Genomic DNA, 17,122 nt, shown 5'->3' on the forward strand with positions numbered 1-17,122 from the left:
CGCGCGGGTGATCGCCTGCCGGATCCACCACGTCGCGTACGTGGAGAACTTGAAGCCCTTGGTGTAGTCGAACTTCTCCACCGCGCGGATGAGCCCGAGGTTGCCCTCCTGGATCAGGTCCAGGAAGGCCATCCCGCGACCGGTGTAGCGCTTGGCCAGGGAGACCACGAGACGGAGGTTGGCCTCCAGCAGGTGGTCCTTGGCGCGCTCACCGTCCCGGACGATCCAGGTCAGGTCGCGCCGCAACTGGGTGGCGAGCTTCCCGCCGCCCTCGATCGCCTCGTGCAGCTTGTGGCCGGCGTAGAGGCCTGCCTCGATCCGGCGGGCGAGGTCGACCTCCTCCTCGGCGGTCAGCAGCTTCACGCGGCCGATGAGCTTGAGGTACGCGCGGACGGAGTCGGTGGACGCGGTGAGCTCGGCGTCCTTGCGCGCCTGCCGGAGGGCGAGGGTGTCCTCCTCGTCGTCCCACTCGGACGCGGCGGCGGCGGCGCCGCCGTCGGTGTCCTCGGCGACCTCCTCCTCGGCCGGCGCGGCCGTGGTGATCACGTCGGCAGCCGTCATGGGCGGCGGGACCTCGGCAGGTGCGGCCGGGTCCTTGATGTCAGCAATGCTCATGTTCGCCTTTCCTGACGATGCCAGTCGGCATCGCACACCGGGGACGGGTGGCGGAGAGGCCGTGGGGTGAGGTGCAGGGCTGGCACCGGCACCTGTCAGCGGCCTGGGCGACTGCCTGGCGCAGCAGCCGGTCGCCCGGGCCGCCAACGGATCAACGCCATGGTAGGCGCAGGTGCGGAGGGAGCAACCCTCGCCCGAGGGATGAGGCCCCTCCGCCGGTGTGCTCTCCCCCGCCGTGCGCACGCCCGTTTGGCCTCGCGGCCCCGGTGGGAAGGGGTGAACGGAGCCGTCCACGTCGAACGAATGCGTCCCCGAGGAGAGTCCCGCCATGCTGTCGTCCCACGGGAAGTCGATCGCCAGCGCACCTGTGTTGGGTCTCACCACGGCCCTCCTGCTCACCCTGTCGGGCTGCGGCGGAGACGAGGGCGACGGCGAGCTCGCCGTCGGGCAGACCGAGGTCTCCGACATCAGGGGCGAGGACGACCTCACCGACCCCTACAACGGCGAGTACGACGAGGCCTTCGAGGACGACCTCGACGTCTACGCGGGCACCGAGGTGACCGTGCGCGGCGTGGTCGAGGAGGTGCTGACCTCCTCGGCCTTCACCCTCGTCGGCCCGGAGGGCATCTCGGTGGAACCGCTCCTGGTGGTGGCCGCCGAGGGAGTCGAGGAGCTCACCTCCGGGACGCCGGTCACCGTGGCCGCCACCGTCGGCCGGGAGTTCGAGGTGACCGAGGTGGAGACCGAGCTCGGTGTCGACCTCGAGGACGCGGAGTTCGAGCAGTGGCAGGGCGAGGAGTACCTCGCGGCCACGATCGTCGAGCAGTCGGCCGACGCAGGTCAGTAGCGGCGCCCCGCCGGTCAGCGGAGCAGGACGAAGGCCAGCGCCAGCAGCGCCACCAGCAGGCCGACGCCGGCCAGCGTGGCGATGGGCGCACCGGCCGAGCGGACGGCGACGAGGTCCCCCCGCGCGCTGAGCGACTCGTGGACCGCGCGGTACCTGCGGCGGGACACCACCAGGACGACCACCGCACCGACCACGCCCAGCACGGCGACCACGAGGGAACCCGCGCCGAACACGGGGACGGCCAGCCGCCCGGCGACGAGCGCCCCGATCGCCATGGCCAACGCGGTCCGCTGCCAGGCCAACGCCGTCCGCTCGGCCTGGAGTCCGAGGTCGAAGACGGCGTCGGGGCGGTCCGTCACCGCAGCAGCAGGCCCACGAGGACCAGCAGGCCCGCCACGGTGGTGCCCACCGCCAGCAGCAGGCCCAACCGTGGTGAGGGCAGCGGACGCCCCTGCCGCAGCGCCCGCTCGGTGGCGGCCCAGCCGAGCCACGCCTGGGCGGGGGCGAGCAGGCCGAGCACGATGAAGACCAGCGCGCCGGCCAGCCGCAGACCGTCGGCGATGGGCAGGTCCAGCGCCTCCAGGGCGACCCCGGCGGCCACCAGCGCCAGCGACGTCCGGATCCAGGCCAGGAACGTGCGCTCGTTCGCCAGGCTGAACCTGGGGTCCGGTTCCCGCCCCGCCCGGTAGACCCGCCTCGGGAACCGGCGGTCGGTGGGCGCCTCGTCCGGCACGTCCTCGACCCCCTCGTCCACGGCAGGTCAGGGCGCCCGCTCCCGCCGATGCTCGCATGACGACCGCCGGCGTCCGGGCCACCGCACCGGTGATCGACTCCCCGGATGGGTTGTGTCGCAGGCCACACGGCCACTACGCTGAGCCGGTAAGAGAACGCACCGCTCGATATGCGAGCGGTGGTCGATCCTGCACGGGAGCCCTCATGGCAGCGAAGCCCTTCGCCTCATCCGCCGACCTCGGCGTCAAGGAGCAGACCCTGGAGGTGCTCGCCGACGGGGTGTACGCGCTCACCGCCGAGGGCGACCCGAACCTCGGCGCCATCGAGGGCGAGGACTTCCTCGTCTGCTTCGAGGCGCTGGCCACCCCGGTCGCCGCCCGCCGTTGGCTGGCCAAGCTCCGCGAACACACCGACAAGCCGGTGCGGTACCTGGTGCTCAGCCACTACCACGCCGTGCGGGTGCTCGGGGCCAGCGCGTTCGACGCCGAGGCCATCATCAGCTCCGAGCAGACCAAGGGCCTGATCGCCGAGCGCGGACAGCAGGACTGGGAGAGCGAGTACGGCCGGATGCCGCGGCTGTTCGAGGAGCCCGAGTCGATCCCCGGGCTCACCTGGCCGACGATGACGTTCCGCGACAAGCTGACGATCGAGCTCGGCGGCGACCGCGGCGAGCTGGTGCTGGAGCACCTGGGCCGCGGGCACACCGAGGGCGACATCGTGGCCTGGCTGCCGAAGACGAAGGTGCTCTTCGCCGGCGACCTCGTGGAGTCCCAGGCCGCCCTCTACACCGGCGACGCCTTCCACTTCGACTGGGCCACCGGCACCCTCGACCGGATCAAGGCCCTCGGTGCCGAGCAGCTCATCGGTGGCCGGGGTGCCATCGCCCGCGGCCGCGACGAGGTGGACGCCGCGATCGAGCAGACCCGCGCCTTCCTCACCACGATGCACGAGACGGTCGGCACCGCGCACCGCGCCGGGGGCACGCTCAAGGAGGCCTTCGAGGCCACCCACGCGGCCCTGGCGCCCAAGTTCGGGCACTGGCCGATCTTCGAGCACTGCCTGCCCTTCGACGTGCAGCGGCTGTGGGACGAGTTCAGCGGCATCGAGCGCCCGGTGATCTGGACCGCCGAGCGCGACCGCCAGGTGTGGGACGAGCTGCAGGGCTGATCCGGCGATGACCTCGAGCGCGATGACCTCCTCCGACAGCCCAGCGCCGGTCGTCGTCATCGGGTGCGGCCCGGTCGGCCAGACCACGGCCCTGCTGCTGGCGCGCTGGGGTCTCCCGGTGGTCGTGCTCGACGGCCGTCCCGCGCGGGACCTGGTCGGCAGCAAGGCGATCTGCCAGCAGCGCGACGTCCTCGACGTCTGGGACTCCGTCGGCGTCGGGGCCGAGATCGCCCGCCGCGGCGTCACCTGGACCACCGCGCGCACCTTCCACCGGGACGCCGAGCTGTTCAGCTTCGAGTTCGTGGACCGCGGGCAGTCCCCGTTCCCGCCCTTCGTGAACGTCTCGCAGTGCCTCACCGAGGAGCTGCTCGACTCCGCGATCGACGCCCAGCCGCTGATCGAGGTGCGCTGGGGCCACGAGGTCACCGGCATCGAGCAGGACGACGCCGGGGTGTCGGTCTCCTGCGCCGACGGGACGACCGTCGCCGGCAGCTACGCGGCCGCCTGCGCCGGCCCGCGGGCCGACGTCGTCCGCACCGCCCTGGGGCTGACCTTCGAGGGGCAGACCTTCGGCGACCAGTTCCTCATCTGCGACATCCGCACCGACCTGCCCGGCTGGGAGACCGAACGGCGCTTCTACTTCCACCCGGAGTGGAACCCCGGCCGCCAGGTGCTGATCCACCCCTGTCCGGACTCCACGTTCCGGATCGACTGGCAGGTGCCGCCGGAGTTCGACCTCGCCGCCGAGGAGGCCTCCGGCGGGCTGGACCGGCGGATCCGCCAGGTCATCGGCGAGCGGCCCTACGAGGTCGTCTGGAAGTCGGTCTACCGGTTCCACTCCCGGGTGGTCGACCGGATGCGGGTCGGCCGCGTCCTCGTCGCCGGGGACGCTGCCCACCTGGTCTCCCCGTTCGGCGCCCGCGGCCTGAACTCCGGGGTGCTGGACGCGGAGAACGCGGCCTGGAAGCTCGCCTTCGTGCTGCGCGGCTGGGCACCGGAGACGCTGCTGGACAGCTACCACGACGAACGGCACGCCGCGGCCGTGGAGAACCTCGACGTCACCGGGGCCACGATGCGCTTCCTGGTGCCGGGCACGCCGGCGGAGGCCGCGCACCGGCTGGAGGTGCTGGAACGCGCCACCACCGATCCCGCGGCCCGGGCGGAGGTCGACTCCGGCCGGCTGGCGGAGCCGTTCTGGTACGTCGACTCCCCGCTCACCACCCCCGACGAACGGCGCCCCTTCCCCGGTCGGCCGGCGCGCGGCGACGTCCCGGTACCGGCGCCCGGCGTGCTGGCGCCCGACGCCCCGGTCACCGTCCCCGGGCGGCCGGATGTCGTCCGGCTGCGGCAGCTGGCCCGGGCCGGGGTGACCGTCCTCGTCGGGGACGACGCCGCCCTGCCCGACGCGCTCCCCGGCGACCTGCCGGTCGCGGTGCACCGGGTCAGCGACCTGGACGCCGGCTCCACCCTGCGCGAGGCGCTGGGCGTCCGCCCCGACGAGACCTGGGTGCTCCGCCCCGACGCCCACGTCGCCGCCGTCCTCACCCGCCCCGCCGACGTCGCCCCCGCGGTGGCCCGCCTGCTCGCCCGTCCCGTTCCTGCTCCCGTCTGACGACCCACCCCCTCCCACCAAAATGGCCATTTTGGTGGGGACCAGCCCCGAAGGAGAGCCCCGATGGCGTTCTACCGGCAGGTGGGCAGCGTCCCGCCCAAGCGGCACACCCAGCACCGTCGCCCCGACGGCGGCCTGTACTCCGAGGAGCTGATCGGCGAGGAGGGCTTCTCCTCCGACTCCGCGCTGCTCTACCACTCCGGCATCCCGTCGGCACTGGTCGACGCCCGCCCGTGGGAGCTGCCCGACCAGACGCTGACCCCCAACGCCCCGCTGGTGCCCCGGCACCTGAAGCTGCACGACCTGTTCCCCGGCGAGGAGCACAAGGCCACCGACGCGGTCACCGGGCGCCGACTGGTGCTGGGCAACGCCGACGTGCGGATCTCCTACGCCGTCTCCTCACTGACCAGCCCGTACTACCGCAACGCCACCGGCGACGAGTGCGTCTACGTGGAGCGCGGGTCGGCGACGCTGGAGACCTCCTTCGGCGCGCTCGAGGTCGGCCAGGGCGACTACGTGATCATCCCGCGGACGACGACGCACCGGTGGGTCCCGACCGGGACGGAGCCGCTGCGGACCTACGCCATCGAGGCGAACTCGCACATCGCCCCGCCCAAGCGCTACCTGTCCCGGTACGGGCAGTTCCTGGAGCACGCCCCGTTCTGCGAGCGAGACCTCCGCGGCCCCACCGAGCCGCTGCTGGGCGAGGGCACCGACGTCGAGGTGTACGTCAAGCACCGCGGCAACGGCCCGGGTGGGCTGGCCGGCACGGTGCACGTGACCCCGGAGCACCCCTTCGACGTCGTGGGCTGGGACGGCTGCCTCTACCCGTACGCCTTCAACATCGCCGACTACGAGCCGATCACCGGCCGGGTGCACCAGCCGCCGCCGGTGCACCAGGTGTTCGAGGGCAACAACTTCGTGATCTGCAACTTCGTGCCCCGCAAGGTCGACTACCACCCGCTCGCGGTGCCGGTGCCCTACTACCACTCGAACGTCGACTCCGACGAGATCATGTTCTACGTCGACGGCGACTACGAGGCCCGGAAGGGCTCCGGGATCGGCAAGGGCTCGATCTCCGTGCACCCCGGCGGGCACAGCCACGGCCCGCAGCCGGGCGCGGTGGAGCGCTCACTCGGCGCCGAGTACTTCGACGAGACCGCCGTCATGGTCGACACCTTCCGGCCGCTGGACCTCGGTGAGGCCGGCGTCGCCTCCGACGACGGCAAGTACGCCTGGTCCTGGTCCGGCCGCGGGCCCTCAGCATGACCGCACCAGGCGTGACGGGCAGCTGGCTCGAGCTGCCCGCCGACACCGGCTACGGGCTGGCCAACCTGCCCCACGGCGTCTTCTCCACCCCGGGCACCGCCCCCCGCACCGGGATCGCGATCGGTGACCAGGTGCTGGACCTCGCCGCGGCCACCGGTGACGACGTACACGCCACCGGCACCCTCAACGCCTGGCTGGCGCGGGGGCCGGAGGCGTGGGCGGCGCTGCGCGCCCAGCTCGTCGACTGGTTCACCGACTCCTCGCACCGCGCCGAGGTGGAGCCGCACCTGGTGCCGCGGGCCGAGGTGACGATGCACCTGCCGATCGAGGTCGCCGACTACGTCGACTTCTACAGCTCCCAGCACCACGCGGAGAACCTCGGGAAGATGTTCCGCCCCGACTCCGCGGCGCTGACGCCGAACTGGAAGCACCTGCCCATCGGCTACCACGGCCGGGCCGGGACCGTGGCCGTCTCCGGCACCCCCGTCGTCCGGCCCTGCGGTCAGCGCAAGGCCCCCACCGACGACGCACCGACCTTCGGGCCCTCCCAGCGGCTGGACATCGAGGCCGAGGTCGGGTTCGTCGTCGGCGTCGGCTCGGAGCTCGGCACCGCCGTGCCGGTCGGCCGGTTCGCCGACCACGTGTTCGGGGTGTGCCTGGTCAACGACTGGTCCTCCCGCGACCTGCAGGCCTGGGAGTACGTGCCGCTGGGTCCGTTCCTCGGCAAGTCCTTCCTCACCTCGGTCTCCCCCTGGGTCGTGCCGCTGGCTGCCCTCGAGGCGGCCCGGGTCGCCCCGCCGGCCCGCGACCCGCAGCCGCTGCCCTACCTGCGCGACGACGCCGAGCCCTGGGGAATGGACATCAGCCTGGAGGTGCGGCTCAACGGCGAGGTGCTGAGCCGGCCACCGTTCGAGCTCATGTACTGGACCCCGGCGCAGCAGCTGGCCCACCTGACCGTCAACGGGGCGTCGCTGCGCACCGGCGACCTGTTCGCCTCCGGCACGGTGTCCGGCCCCCGCGCCGACCAGCGCGGCTCGTTCATCGAGCTGTCCTGGGGCGGCAAGGAGCCGATCACCCTCGCCGACGGCTCCACCCGCACCTTCCTCGAGGACGGCGACGAGGTGGTCATCACCGCCAGCGCCCCCGGCCCCGACGGCACCCGCATCGCCTTCGGCGAGGTCACCGGCCGGGTCGAACCGGCCCGCTGACCGACCCTGTCCGTCCCCCGCAGCGCCCCCACCACGAGAGGCCGACGATGACCACTCCCACCGTTGCCACGCCCGTCGACACCGACTCGGCCACCCCGACGTACGACCGCCTGCTGGCCGCCGTCTCCGACCCCGACGGCCGGGAGGTGCTCGACCCGGCCACCGGCGAGGTCGTGGGGCGGGTCGCCTTCGGGTCCGCCGAGGACGTCGACCGCGCCGTCGCGACCGCGCGTGCCGCCCAGCGGGCCTGGGCGGCACGCGCGGACTCCGAGCGCATCGACCTCCTGCTGCGCGCCGCCGACGCCATCGACGCGGCCGCCGAGCCGCTGGCCGAGCTGCTCTCCCGCGAGCAGGGCAAGCCCCTCAACGGCCCCAACGCCCGCTTCGAGGTCGGCGCCTGCTCCGCGTGGCTGCGCGCCACCGCCGCCACCGAGCTGCCCGTGGAGACCGTCGTCGACGACGGGGACATCCACGCCGAGCTGCACTACCGCCCGGTCGGCGTCGTCGGCGCCATCGGGCCGTGGAACTGGCCGATGATGATCACGATCTGGCAGGTCGCCCCCGTCCTGCGGATGGGCAACACCGTGGTGGTCAAGCCGTCGGAGCACACCCCGCTGAGCGTGCTCGCGCTGCTGGAGGTGCTCAACGGCGTCCTACCGGCCGACGTCCTCATCGGCGTCGCCGGCGAAGGCGACGTCGGCGCCCGGCTGTCCAGCCACGCGGGAGTGGACAAGGTGATGTTCACCGGCTCGACCCGCACCGGCCAGGCGATCATCAAGAGCTCGGCGGACACCGTGAAGCGGCTGACCCTGGAGCTCGGCGGCAACGACGCGGGGATCGTCCTCCCCGACGTCGACCCGAAGGCGATCGCCGAGGGCCTGTTCTGGGGCGCCTTCATCAACACCGGCCAGACCTGCGCCGCGCTGAAGCGGCTGTACGTGCACACCGACGTCTACGACGAGGTCTGCGCCGCGCTCACCGAGGTCGCGAAGGCGATGCCGATGGGCCGCGGCCTGGACGAGCAGAACGTCCTCGGCCCGCTGCAGAACCGCGCCCAGTACGAGATCGTCGCGCGCCTGGTCGAGGCCGCCCGTGACTCCGGCGCCACGATCCTGACCGGCGGTGACCCCGACCCCGACGCCCCGGGCCACTTCTACCCCACCACCCTGGTCGCCGACATCGACGACCAGAACCCACTGGTGGCCGAGGAGCAGTTCGGGCCGGCCCTGCCGATCATCCGCTACGACGACCTCGACCAGGCCGTCGCCATGGCCAACCGGCTCGACGTCGGCCTGGGCGCCTCGGTCTGGAGCAGCGACCGGGACGCCGCCCGCGCCGTCGTCGCCCGCCTCGAGGCCGGCACCGTCTGGATCAACGCCCACGGCGGGGTGCACCCGATGATCCCCTTCGGCGGGCACAAGAAGTCCGGCTACGGGCTCGAGTTCGGCGCCGAGGGCCTGAAGGCCGTCGCGGTGCCCCAGGTGATCAACGGCTGAGCCGCACCGGTGCCCGCGGCCTAGGGTGGACCACCACGACCACAGGGGGACGGCGATGCCAGCGAACGACAGCGGGGGTGCTCCGCAGTCGCAGACGCTGGACCGCGGCATCCGGATCCTCGAGCACCTGGCCAGCGCGGGCGCCCCGCAGCCGGTGACCGAGATCGGCCGTGCCCTGGACCTGCACCGGTCGATCACCTACCGGCTGCTGCGCACCCTGGAGGACCACCAGCTCGTCGAACGGGACCCGCTGGGCCACTACGGGCTCGGCCTGGGGGTGGCCGCGCTGGCCCGCGGGGTGCGCACGGACCTGAACGCCGCGGCGCTCCCCCGGCTCAACTCGCTGTCCACCGAATTGGGCATGACCGCGTTCCTGGTGGTGCGGGCCGGCGACGAGGCGGTGACGGTGACCAGCGTCGAACCGCAGGACACCCGGGCGCACATCACCTACCGGCCGGGCACCCGGCACCCGGTCGGCCGCGGTGCCCCGGGCCTGGCCCTGCTCATGCCCGAGCCGCCGGCGGAGGACGACCGTGCGGCCCTCCAGCAGGCCCGCCGGACCGGCTGGGCCAGCTCGCACGGTGAGGTGATCCCCGGCATCCGGTCGATCGCCGCACCGGTCCTCGGCCCGGACGGCGGGGCCCGGGCCGCACTCGCCGTCGTCTTCGTGGACGAGAACAGCGACGTCGAGCAGGTCGGCCAGGCGGTCGCCGCCGCCGCCGGGAAGGTCGCCGCCGTCCTGCGCTGAGCGCCGGCCCCGGTCAGCCGCCGACGTAGGCCGCGAGGTGCTCCCCGGTGACGGTGGCGCGGCCGGCGACGAGGTCGGCGGGAGTGCCCTCGAAGACGATCCGGCCGCCGTCGTGCCCGGCGCCGGGGCCGAGGTCGATGATCCAGTCGGCGTGCGCCATCACCGCCTGGTGGTGCTCGATGACGATGACCGACTTGCCGGAGTCGACGAGCCGGTCGAGCAGCCCGAGGAGGTTCTCCACGTCGGCGAGGTGCAGGCCGGTGGTCGGCTCGTCGAGGACGTAGACGCCCCCCTTCTCTGCCATCCGGGTGGCCAGCTTGAGCCGCTGCCGCTCGCCGCCGGACAGCGTGGTGAGCGGCTGGCCGAGCGTGAGGTAGCCGAGCCCGACGTCGGCCAGCCGGTCCAGGACCGTGTGGGCGGCCGGGGTGCGCGCCTCGCCGTCGCCGAAGAACTGCTCGGCCTCCGTCACCGACATGGCGAGCACCTCGGCGATGTCGCGGCCGCCGAGCGTGTGCTCCAGCACCGAGGCCTGGAACCGCTTCCCCTCGCACTCCTCGCAGGGGGACTCCACGGTCGCCATGACGCCGAGCTCGGTGTAGATGACGCCGGCGCCGTTGCAGGTCGGGCAGGCGCCCTCGGAGTTGGAGCTGAAGAGCGCCGGCTTCACCCCGTTGGCCTTGGCGAAGGCCTTGCGGATGGGGTCGAGCAGCCCGGTGTAGGTCGCGGGGTTGCTCCGCCGGGAGCCGCGGATGGCGCCCTGGTCGACGACCACCACGCCGTCCCGGTCCGCGACGGAGCCGTGCACCAGGGAGCTCTTCCCCGACCCGGCCACCCCGGTGAGCACCACCAGCACGCCGAGCGGGATGTCGACGTCGACGCCCCTGAGGTTGTGGGTGTCCGCGCCGCGCACCTCGAGGGCACCGGTGGAGGTGCGCACCGCGGACTTCAGCGCGACGCGCTGGTCGAGGTGCCGGCCGGTCAGCGTGCCGCTGGTCCGCAGCCCGTCGACGGTGCCCTCGAACACGACCTCCCCGCCGCCGGTCCCGGCGCCCGGACCGAGGTCGACGACGTGGTCGGCGATCGCGATCGTCTCGGGCTTGTGCTCGACGACGAGCACGGTGTTGCCCTTGTCGCGGAGCTGCAGGAGCAGGTCGTTCATCCGCTCGATGTCGTGCGGGTGCAGTCCGATGGTCGGCTCGTCGAAGACGTAGGTGACGTCGGTGAGCGCGGACCCCAGGTGGCGGATCATCTTGGTGCGCTGCGCCTCACCGCCGGACAGCGTCCCCGCCGGCCGGTCGAGGGAGAGGTAGCCCAGCCCGATCTCGGTGAACGAGTCGAGGAGGTGCCGCAGCCCGGTGAGGAGCGGGGCGACCGATGCGTCCTCGAGTTCGCGGACCCAGGCGGCGAGGTCGCTGATCTGCATCGCGCAGAGGTCGGCGATGTTCTTGCCCGAGATCATCGAGGACCGGGCCTCCGGGGTCAGCCGCGTCCCGTCGCACTCCGGGCAGGTCTGGAAGGTGATCACGCGCTCGACGAAGGCGCGGATGTGCGGCTGCATCGCGTCGACGTCCTTGGCGAGCATCGACTTCTGGATCTTCGGGATGACGCCCTCGTAGGTGAGGTTGATGCCCTCGACCTTGATCTTGGTGGGCTCCTTGTACAGGAGGTCGTGCAGCTCCTTCTTGGTGAACTCCCCGATCGGCTTGTCCATGTCGAAGCCGGCGCCGGCGAAGATCCGGCCGTACCAGCCGTCCATGCTGTAGCCGGGGACGGTCAGCGCGCCCTCGGCCAGCGACTTGCCCTCGTCGTACAGCGCCGTGAGGTCGAAGTCGGAGACCGAGCCCATGCCCTCGCAGCGCGGGCACATGCCGCCCAGGTAGACGGCCTCCTTCACGACGGCCTTCTCGACGCGTCCGCCGGACTTCTCCGTGCTCATCACCCCGCTCGCCCTGCGGGTCGGGACGTTGAAGGAGAACGCCGTGGGCGGCCCGATGTACGGCGTGCCGAGCCGGCTGAAGAGGATCCGCAGCATCGCGTTGGCGTCGGTGGCGGTGCCGACGGTGGAGCGGGGGTTGGCGCCCATCCGCTCCTGGTCGACCAGGATCGCCGTCGTCAGCCCCTCCAGCAGGTCGACCTCCGGCCGGGCCAGCGTCGGCATGAAGCCCTGCACGAAGGCGCTGTAGGTCTCGTTGATCAGCCGCTGGGACTCCGCTGCGATCGTGTCGAACACCAGCGAGCTCTTGCCCGAGCCGGAGACGCCGGTGAACACCGTCAGCCGGCGCTTCGGGATCTCGACGCTGACGTCCTTGAGGTTGTTCACCCGCGCGCCGAGCACCCGGATCAGGTCGTGGGTGTCGGCAGCGTGCTCCGGTGCGGTGCTCACGTGTCTCCTCGGGGCGGGTCCGGTGGCGCGGATGCGGCGTCCTGGTGCGGCGGCGGGGTCAGCGTGCCGCAGATCGGCGTGCAGTGGGGAGCTCGCGCCCGGCCGGCGGTGCCTCCCGGGCCATCACGCTAGGAACGTGACCACCGCCTGCGCTTCTCCGTTCCTGACCGGTCGGGCCCCCTTGTCCCGCGGCGACCACCGGGGCTACCGTGCGGCTGTGGCTGGGCAGCGGATTCCGTGCGGGCCCGTCGGCGACTGACCCTCGCACCGGCGGGTCCGTGGGCACGTCCATCGAGGTCGCTCCCCCGCTGACCAGGGCCACCCGGCCCGGAGGCTCCCCATGTCCCCCCGCCACAGCTCCGCCCACGCCGCGGCCAAGGTGCGCGTCGTCGTCACCGACGCACTCGGCCTGCAGCGCGTCCTCACCATGCTGACCGGGCGCCACCACGCCTTCACCCGGCTGTCGGCCGAGGAGGCCGGCACCGACCGCTGGACGATCAGCGTCGACCTGATCGCCACCCCCGATGAGGTGGACCTGGTGGCCGCCCGGCTGCACCGGCTCCCCTGCGTGCTGACCGTCGACGTCACGCTGGCCGGGCGGCTCGCCTCGACGGCCTGACGGCGGGGCCGGTCAGGCCGCGCGCCGTGTCCGGGAGGCCTCGGCCAGCTCCGCCAGCAGCTCCTCGGTGGTGCTGAGGTCGACGCAGGCGTCCGTGACGCTCTTGCCGTGCTCCAGCCGCTCGGGGTGCCGCTGGTCCAGGTCCTGCCGCCCGGCCACGAGGTTGCTCTCGATCATCACCCCGCGGATCGCCTGCTCGCCGCCGGCGACCTGCCCGGCCAGGTCGCGCACGACCTCGGCCTGACGGCGGTGGTCCTTCTGGCTGTTGCCGTGCGAGGCGTCGACGACGAGGACCTCCGGCAGACCACGGGCGGCCAGCGCCCGCTTGGTGGCGGCGATGTGCGCGGCGGAGTAGTTGGGGCCGTCCTTGGCGCCGCGCAGGATGACGTGACCGGTGTCGTTGCCGCTCGTGGACAGCTGGGCGCTGACGCCGTGGTGGTCGACCCCGAGGAACTCGTGCGGCGCCCGCGCGGTCAGCACGGCCTGGATAGCCACGTCGATGCTGCCCTCCGGGGAGTTCTTGAAGCCGACGACGGAGGAGAAGCCGGACACCCGCTCCCGGGCGGTCTGGTCGGTCACGTTGCGGGCCCCGACGCCGTTGTAGGTGACCAGCCCGTCGACGTACTGCGGGGTGAGCGCGTTCAGCGGCTCGGCTGCCACCGGGACACCGAGCGCGGTGATCGCGCCCATCAGCATCCGGGTGGCGACGAGGCCGACGCTGATCCGGCTGGAGCCGTCCAGGAACGGGTCGTAGGCGAACCCCTTCCAGTCCACCTCGGTCCGCGGCTTCTCGGTGTAGGTCCGCATCAGGATCTCCAGGTCCGCGCCGTGCCGCGCGCGCATCCGGGCGAGGAAGGCGGCGTACTCCAGGGCGGCGGCCGGGTCGTGGATCGAGCAGGGACCGGCGATGACGGCCAGCCGGTCGTCGGCGCCCCCGACGATGGCGGCCGTGACCCGACGCGCGTCCCGGGTGGTGGCGGCCGACTCCGCCGACAGCGGGACGACGGTCGCCACCGCAGCCGGGGTGACGACGACGCTCAGGCCGGTGATCCGGGCGTTCCCCAGGTCGCTGACGTCGACGTCCGGTGCCGGCGCGGCACCCAGTCGCTGCTGCACGCCGGGCAGCAGCTCGGTCAGTGCGGCGTCGATCTGGGCGTTCACCCGGGTCTGGACCTCGAGCAGCGCATCGGCGATCCGCGTCGCCTCGTCCAGCAACTGGTCAGCCGGCATGGGGGTCTCCTCCGTCGTTCGCGACTCGCCAGCGCCCCGGCCGGGGCCGCGCCCGCTCCCGCGGGGCTGACCGGGACAGCATCCCGGAGCCGGGGGTCGGCGTGTCGTCCCGGGGTGCCGCGGGGCGACACGCCGACGCCGACCGAGCCGCGCCGGGGCCGGTCACCCCGGCCGGTAGCCCGGGAGCGGCAGGTCGGGGGGCTCCGTCGTCACCCGGCCGGGGACGAGTGCTCGGGCAGGTAGGGCGAGAGGAAGCCGCACATGCCGAGCACCGGCTCGGTCTGCCGGGACAGCCGGTGCACCCCGGCGGCGCGCAGGTGCGGTGCCTGGCCCTCTGTCAGCGCGTCGAGCCGCTCCCCGGTGCGGTGGGCCGCGGCCAGGGCACCGGCCGTCCACCGTTCCCGCCAGTCCGGCACGCGGGGCCGCACCAGCGCTGCGGCGGCCTCGTGGAAGGCGGTGAGCGCACCGGCGTCCCCGGCCGTGGTGCGGTCGCGCAGCTCCAGGAAACCGGCCACGGCCAGGTCACGACGGGCCCGCGCCCGCTCCGGCGACGGCTGCCCGTCCGGGCCGACGAGGGAGGTGGCCGCGGCGTAGGCGTCGGGGTCCCGCAGGTGTTGGGCCGGCAGGGTGAGGACGGCGTCCCCGGCCTCGGGCAGCCCGCTGTTCTCCATGACCACGACCACCTGCAGGTCCTCGTCGTTCACCGCCCGGTGGATCGTGCCCGGGGTGAACCAGACGACGTCCCCGGCGGTCAGCGGCAGCTCCGCGGCACCGCCGGCGAGGGTGAGCGTCTGCAGCCGGCCGCGGCCGGCGACCACGACGTAGGCCTCCGAGCAGCACAGGTGCAGGTGCGGGGAGCCACCGTGCAGCCCGTCCGCGGTGCCCCACGGGTAGACCGACAGGCCGCTCAGCCCGACCGCCCCGGGCAGCGGCGGCACCGTGCCCCCGGCGCCGCTCACAGCGTGTGCTCCGCCGCGAACGCCGTCACCTCGGCGCGGCTCCACGCCCGGTCGGCGAACACCACCCGGTGCCGCAACGTCAGCGTCTCGTCGGGGGCGATCGTCACCTCCTCGCTGAACGCCGGCGACGGGTTGACCGCCGGGAACGGCTCGCGCCGGACGAACCAGCGCAGCGGCACCGGCGCGGAGCTGGTGCCGGCGGAGAACAGCAGCGTCGCGCCGCCGTCGACCTCGTCGTGCTGCCCGGTGAAGGCCAGCCACGGGGACGTCGTCCCCATCGGCTCGGCCGGGGCGTCCGGGTCGGCGGTGACCACCTCGCCCCCGGTGAACCCGCGCGGTCCGCGCCAGAAGAACCCGGTGTAGCCGGCGTCCGGGCGGCCGTGGCTGGTCGGGCTGCCGACGTGCAGGTCCGCGCCCCGGACGTTGCGCAGCTCGGTGGCGAAGTCCAGCGTCCAGGTGCCCCGCTCGACGTCCAGGCCGTGCCAGCGCAGCTCCCGCCGCTCGCTCACCCAGTCCTCGCCGGCCGCGGTGACCCAGGTGAGCTCCTGGGCCAGGCAGACCTCGGCGTCGGCCACCTCGACCGCGGCGAACCCGTCGTGCCGCATCCGACCGACGTTGTCCACCGGGACGTAGCCCTCGCCGTGCCGGTAGCTGGACCCGCCCCAGAAGTTCTGGTCGTCCAGGTGCGAGACGGTCATCTGCAGGCCCTTGTGCCACCGGTGGTCGTGCGGCCGGTACGCCGACACGAGCGCACCGGAGAGGGTGCGCAGCGGGTGCAGGTAGGGCTTGGGCGCCTCGAAGGCGGCCACGTCCGAGCCGAGCTCGTAGGTGGCCACCTCGACCCGGCCCGAGCCCTGCCCCAGGCCCTCCCCCTCGACCGCGACGACGACCCGGCGGCCGTGCTCGTGGGTGACCCGGAACGCCGCGCCCATCGGGCGGCTCATCGGGCACCGCCCGCGGTGACCAGCTCGCCGCCGAGCCGGTCGTAGTGCGGACTGCCCGGCACCAGGTCCGCGCGGGCGACGCTGCGGCCGGTGGCGGCCGACCGGTAGATGCCGGTGACCAACTCCATCGTCTCCCGGCCCTGGACGCCGCTGACCTGCGGCCGCTCCCGCCGGTCGAAGGAGTCCAGCAGGCTGCGCAGCTGCGCGGCGTGCCCGCTGGGCACCCCGGCGGTGGCCCGCCAGCCGGCGACCCGGTCGGGGTCGGCGACGTGCGGGGCGGGGGTCCACGTCCAGTCGTCGTCGCCGTAGCCGTAGACGTGCTGCAGCTCGACGGTCGCGTCGGTGAAGTCGAAGCGCAGGTAGCTGGTCTCCCGGGGCGAGAGCACGCTGTTGACGACGGTGGCCATCGCCCCGGACGCGAACGTCACCACCGCCATCGCGACGTCCTCGGTCTCGACGTCGCGTTCCAGCGTGCCGGTGACCGCGGTGACCTCGCGCCAGTCGCCGAGCAAGGACAGCAGCAGGTCCATCTGGTGGATGCCGTGGCCCATCGTCGGGCCGCCGCCCTCGGTGGCCCAGCGCCCCCGCCAGGCCACCTCGTAGTAGGCGGGGTCGCGGTACCAGAGGGTGTGGCAGACGGCGACCAGCGGCCGGCCCAGCTCACCGGTGCGCACCAGCTCGCGCAGCCGGGTGGCGCCGGAGCCGAAACGGTGCTGGAACACGTAGGTGGCGTACGGGCCGCCGTCGCGCTCGAGCTCGGCGACGGCGTCGAGTTCGGAGAGCGAGAGCATCGGCGGCTTCTCGCACCACACCCAGGCACCGGCGCGCAGGCACGTCGTCACGCCGTCGAGGTGCGCGCCCGGCGGGGTGCACACCACCACCAGGTCCGGCGACTCCGCGGCCAGCATCGCGGCGAGGTCGCCGAAGGCGTGTGGGACGTCCCAGCGCTGGGCGAGGGCGCGGGCCCGGGACTCCTCGACGTCGACCAGCGCGACCACCTCGACGCGCTCCCCCATCCCGCGCAACGCCGGGAGGTGGCGGTCGTCGGCGATGTTCCCGGCTCCCACGACCGCGACGCGGACCGGCTGCTTCGAGTGGGTCACAGAGCTCCTCTGGTCTGGACGGTCACCGTCGGGCACGGCGGCCCGGCAAGCGCTTTCCCTCCGCCACCCAATCGGTGTCCACGAGGCTGTGTCAAGCGCCACACCCCGCGGGCGCCCAGCGCCGCACGGTCGGCGCAGCCCAGCGTCGTCTGCCGGGTGCAGCTCAGGACCCGCGCCGACCGGCCCGGCG

Annotated in this window: 16 protein-coding genes; 8 read left to right on the forward strand and 8 right to left on the reverse strand. The window is 73.5% G+C overall.

What is annotated here, in order from left to right; all coding sequences use genetic code 11:
- Positions 1–615: sigma-70 family RNA polymerase sigma factor (locus IN07_RS26525; protein ID WP_231558461.1), on the reverse strand; the 615-nt coding region annotated here is incomplete at its 3' end.
- 328 nt (positions 616–943) lie between these two features.
- Between IN07_RS26525 and IN07_RS18295 the strand changes: the two genes are divergently transcribed.
- Positions 944–1,462 (forward strand): hypothetical protein, encoded by a 519-nt coding sequence (locus IN07_RS18295; RefSeq protein WP_036338450.1) that lies wholly within the window; start codon positions 944–946, stop codon positions 1,460–1,462.
- 14 nt (positions 1,463–1,476) lie between these two features.
- On the opposite strand, the gene IN07_RS18300 is transcribed toward IN07_RS18295, so the two are convergent.
- Entirely contained in the window at positions 1,477–1,821 is a 345-nt protein-coding gene (locus tag IN07_RS18300) for a DUF202 domain-containing protein (RefSeq protein ID WP_036338453.1), read from the reverse strand.
- Positions 1,818–2,216: a YidH family protein gene (locus tag IN07_RS18305; RefSeq protein WP_331437141.1), complete on the reverse strand. Its 399-nt coding sequence runs from the start codon at positions 2,214–2,216 to the stop codon at positions 1,818–1,820. Before IN07_RS18305 ends, IN07_RS18300 begins: the two co-directional genes overlap by 4 nt.
- A 182-nt stretch (positions 2,217–2,398) precedes the next feature.
- Between IN07_RS18305 and IN07_RS18310 the strand changes: the two genes are divergently transcribed.
- The 6 genes from IN07_RS18310 (at position 2,399) to IN07_RS18335 (ending at position 9,694) form a co-directional block, all read left to right on the forward strand.
- Positions 2,399–3,361: an MBL fold metallo-hydrolase gene (locus tag IN07_RS18310; protein WP_036338456.1), complete on the forward strand. Its 963-nt coding sequence runs from the start codon at positions 2,399–2,401 to the stop codon at positions 3,359–3,361.
- Between the two features lie 22 nt (positions 3,362–3,383).
- Positions 3,384–4,973, forward strand: coding sequence for an FAD-dependent monooxygenase (locus IN07_RS18315; RefSeq protein ID WP_036338873.1), 1,590 nt, complete (start codon positions 3,384–3,386; stop codon positions 4,971–4,973).
- Between the two features lie 63 nt (positions 4,974–5,036).
- Positions 5,037–6,242, forward strand: a complete 1,206-nt coding sequence (locus IN07_RS18320; protein WP_036338459.1) for a homogentisate 1,2-dioxygenase — start codon at positions 5,037–5,039, stop codon at positions 6,240–6,242.
- On the forward strand, positions 6,239–7,450 hold the full coding sequence (fahA, locus tag IN07_RS18325) for a fumarylacetoacetase (protein WP_036338462.1): 1,212 nt from the start codon (positions 6,239–6,241) through the stop codon (positions 7,448–7,450). Before IN07_RS18320 ends, fahA begins: the two co-directional genes overlap by 4 nt.
- Positions 7,451–7,497: 47 nt before the next feature.
- On the forward strand, positions 7,498–8,946 hold the full coding sequence (locus tag IN07_RS18330; protein WP_052091466.1) for an aldehyde dehydrogenase family protein: 1,449 nt from the start codon (positions 7,498–7,500) through the stop codon (positions 8,944–8,946).
- A 55-nt stretch (positions 8,947–9,001) separates the two neighbouring features.
- On the forward strand, positions 9,002–9,694 hold the full coding sequence (locus IN07_RS18335; RefSeq protein WP_036338465.1) for an IclR family transcriptional regulator: 693 nt from the start codon (positions 9,002–9,004) through the stop codon (positions 9,692–9,694).
- Between the two features lie 13 nt (positions 9,695–9,707).
- On the opposite strand, the gene IN07_RS18340 is transcribed toward IN07_RS18335, so the two are convergent.
- Complete coding sequence (locus IN07_RS18340) at positions 9,708–12,077, reverse strand: ATP-binding cassette domain-containing protein (RefSeq protein ID WP_036338468.1); 2,370 nt, start codon at positions 12,075–12,077, stop codon at positions 9,708–9,710.
- Positions 12,078–12,417: 340 nt separating this feature from the next.
- Between IN07_RS18340 and IN07_RS18345 the strand changes: the two genes are divergently transcribed.
- A complete protein-coding gene (locus tag IN07_RS18345; RefSeq protein ID WP_036338471.1) occupies positions 12,418–12,696 on the forward strand; it encodes a hypothetical protein in 279 nt (92 codons plus the stop codon).
- Positions 12,697–12,708: 12 nt separating this feature from the next.
- Here the strand turns inward: IN07_RS18345 and IN07_RS18350 are convergent, their stop codons facing one another.
- The 4 genes from IN07_RS18350 to IN07_RS18365 all read right to left on the reverse strand — a co-directional run bounded on the left by IN07_RS18350 (position 12,709) and on the right by IN07_RS18365 (position 16,932).
- Positions 12,709–13,926 (reverse strand): 3-deoxy-7-phosphoheptulonate synthase, encoded by a 1,218-nt coding sequence (locus IN07_RS18350; protein ID WP_081975529.1) that lies wholly within the window; start codon positions 13,924–13,926, stop codon positions 12,709–12,711.
- A gap of 209 nt (positions 13,927–14,135) precedes the next feature.
- The gene (locus IN07_RS18355; RefSeq protein ID WP_197058546.1) at positions 14,136–14,885 is read right to left on the reverse strand and encodes a cupin domain-containing protein; all 750 of its coding nucleotides are present in this window, start codon (positions 14,883–14,885) and stop codon (positions 14,136–14,138) included.
- Positions 14,882–15,829, reverse strand: coding sequence for a DUF6807 domain-containing protein (locus tag IN07_RS18360; protein WP_197058547.1), 948 nt, complete (start codon positions 15,827–15,829; stop codon positions 14,882–14,884). Before IN07_RS18360 ends, IN07_RS18355 begins: the two co-directional genes overlap by 4 nt.
- Complete coding sequence (locus tag IN07_RS18365; protein WP_036338473.1) at positions 15,826–16,932, reverse strand: Gfo/Idh/MocA family protein; 1,107 nt, start codon at positions 16,930–16,932, stop codon at positions 15,826–15,828. The genes IN07_RS18360 and IN07_RS18365 overlap by 4 nt, the downstream gene beginning before the upstream one ends.
- Between the last annotated feature and the right edge of the window lie 190 nt (positions 16,933–17,122).

This window comes from Modestobacter caceresii (assembly GCF_000761485.1).
GTDB lineage: Bacteria > Actinomycetota > Actinomycetes > Mycobacteriales > Geodermatophilaceae > Modestobacter > Modestobacter caceresii.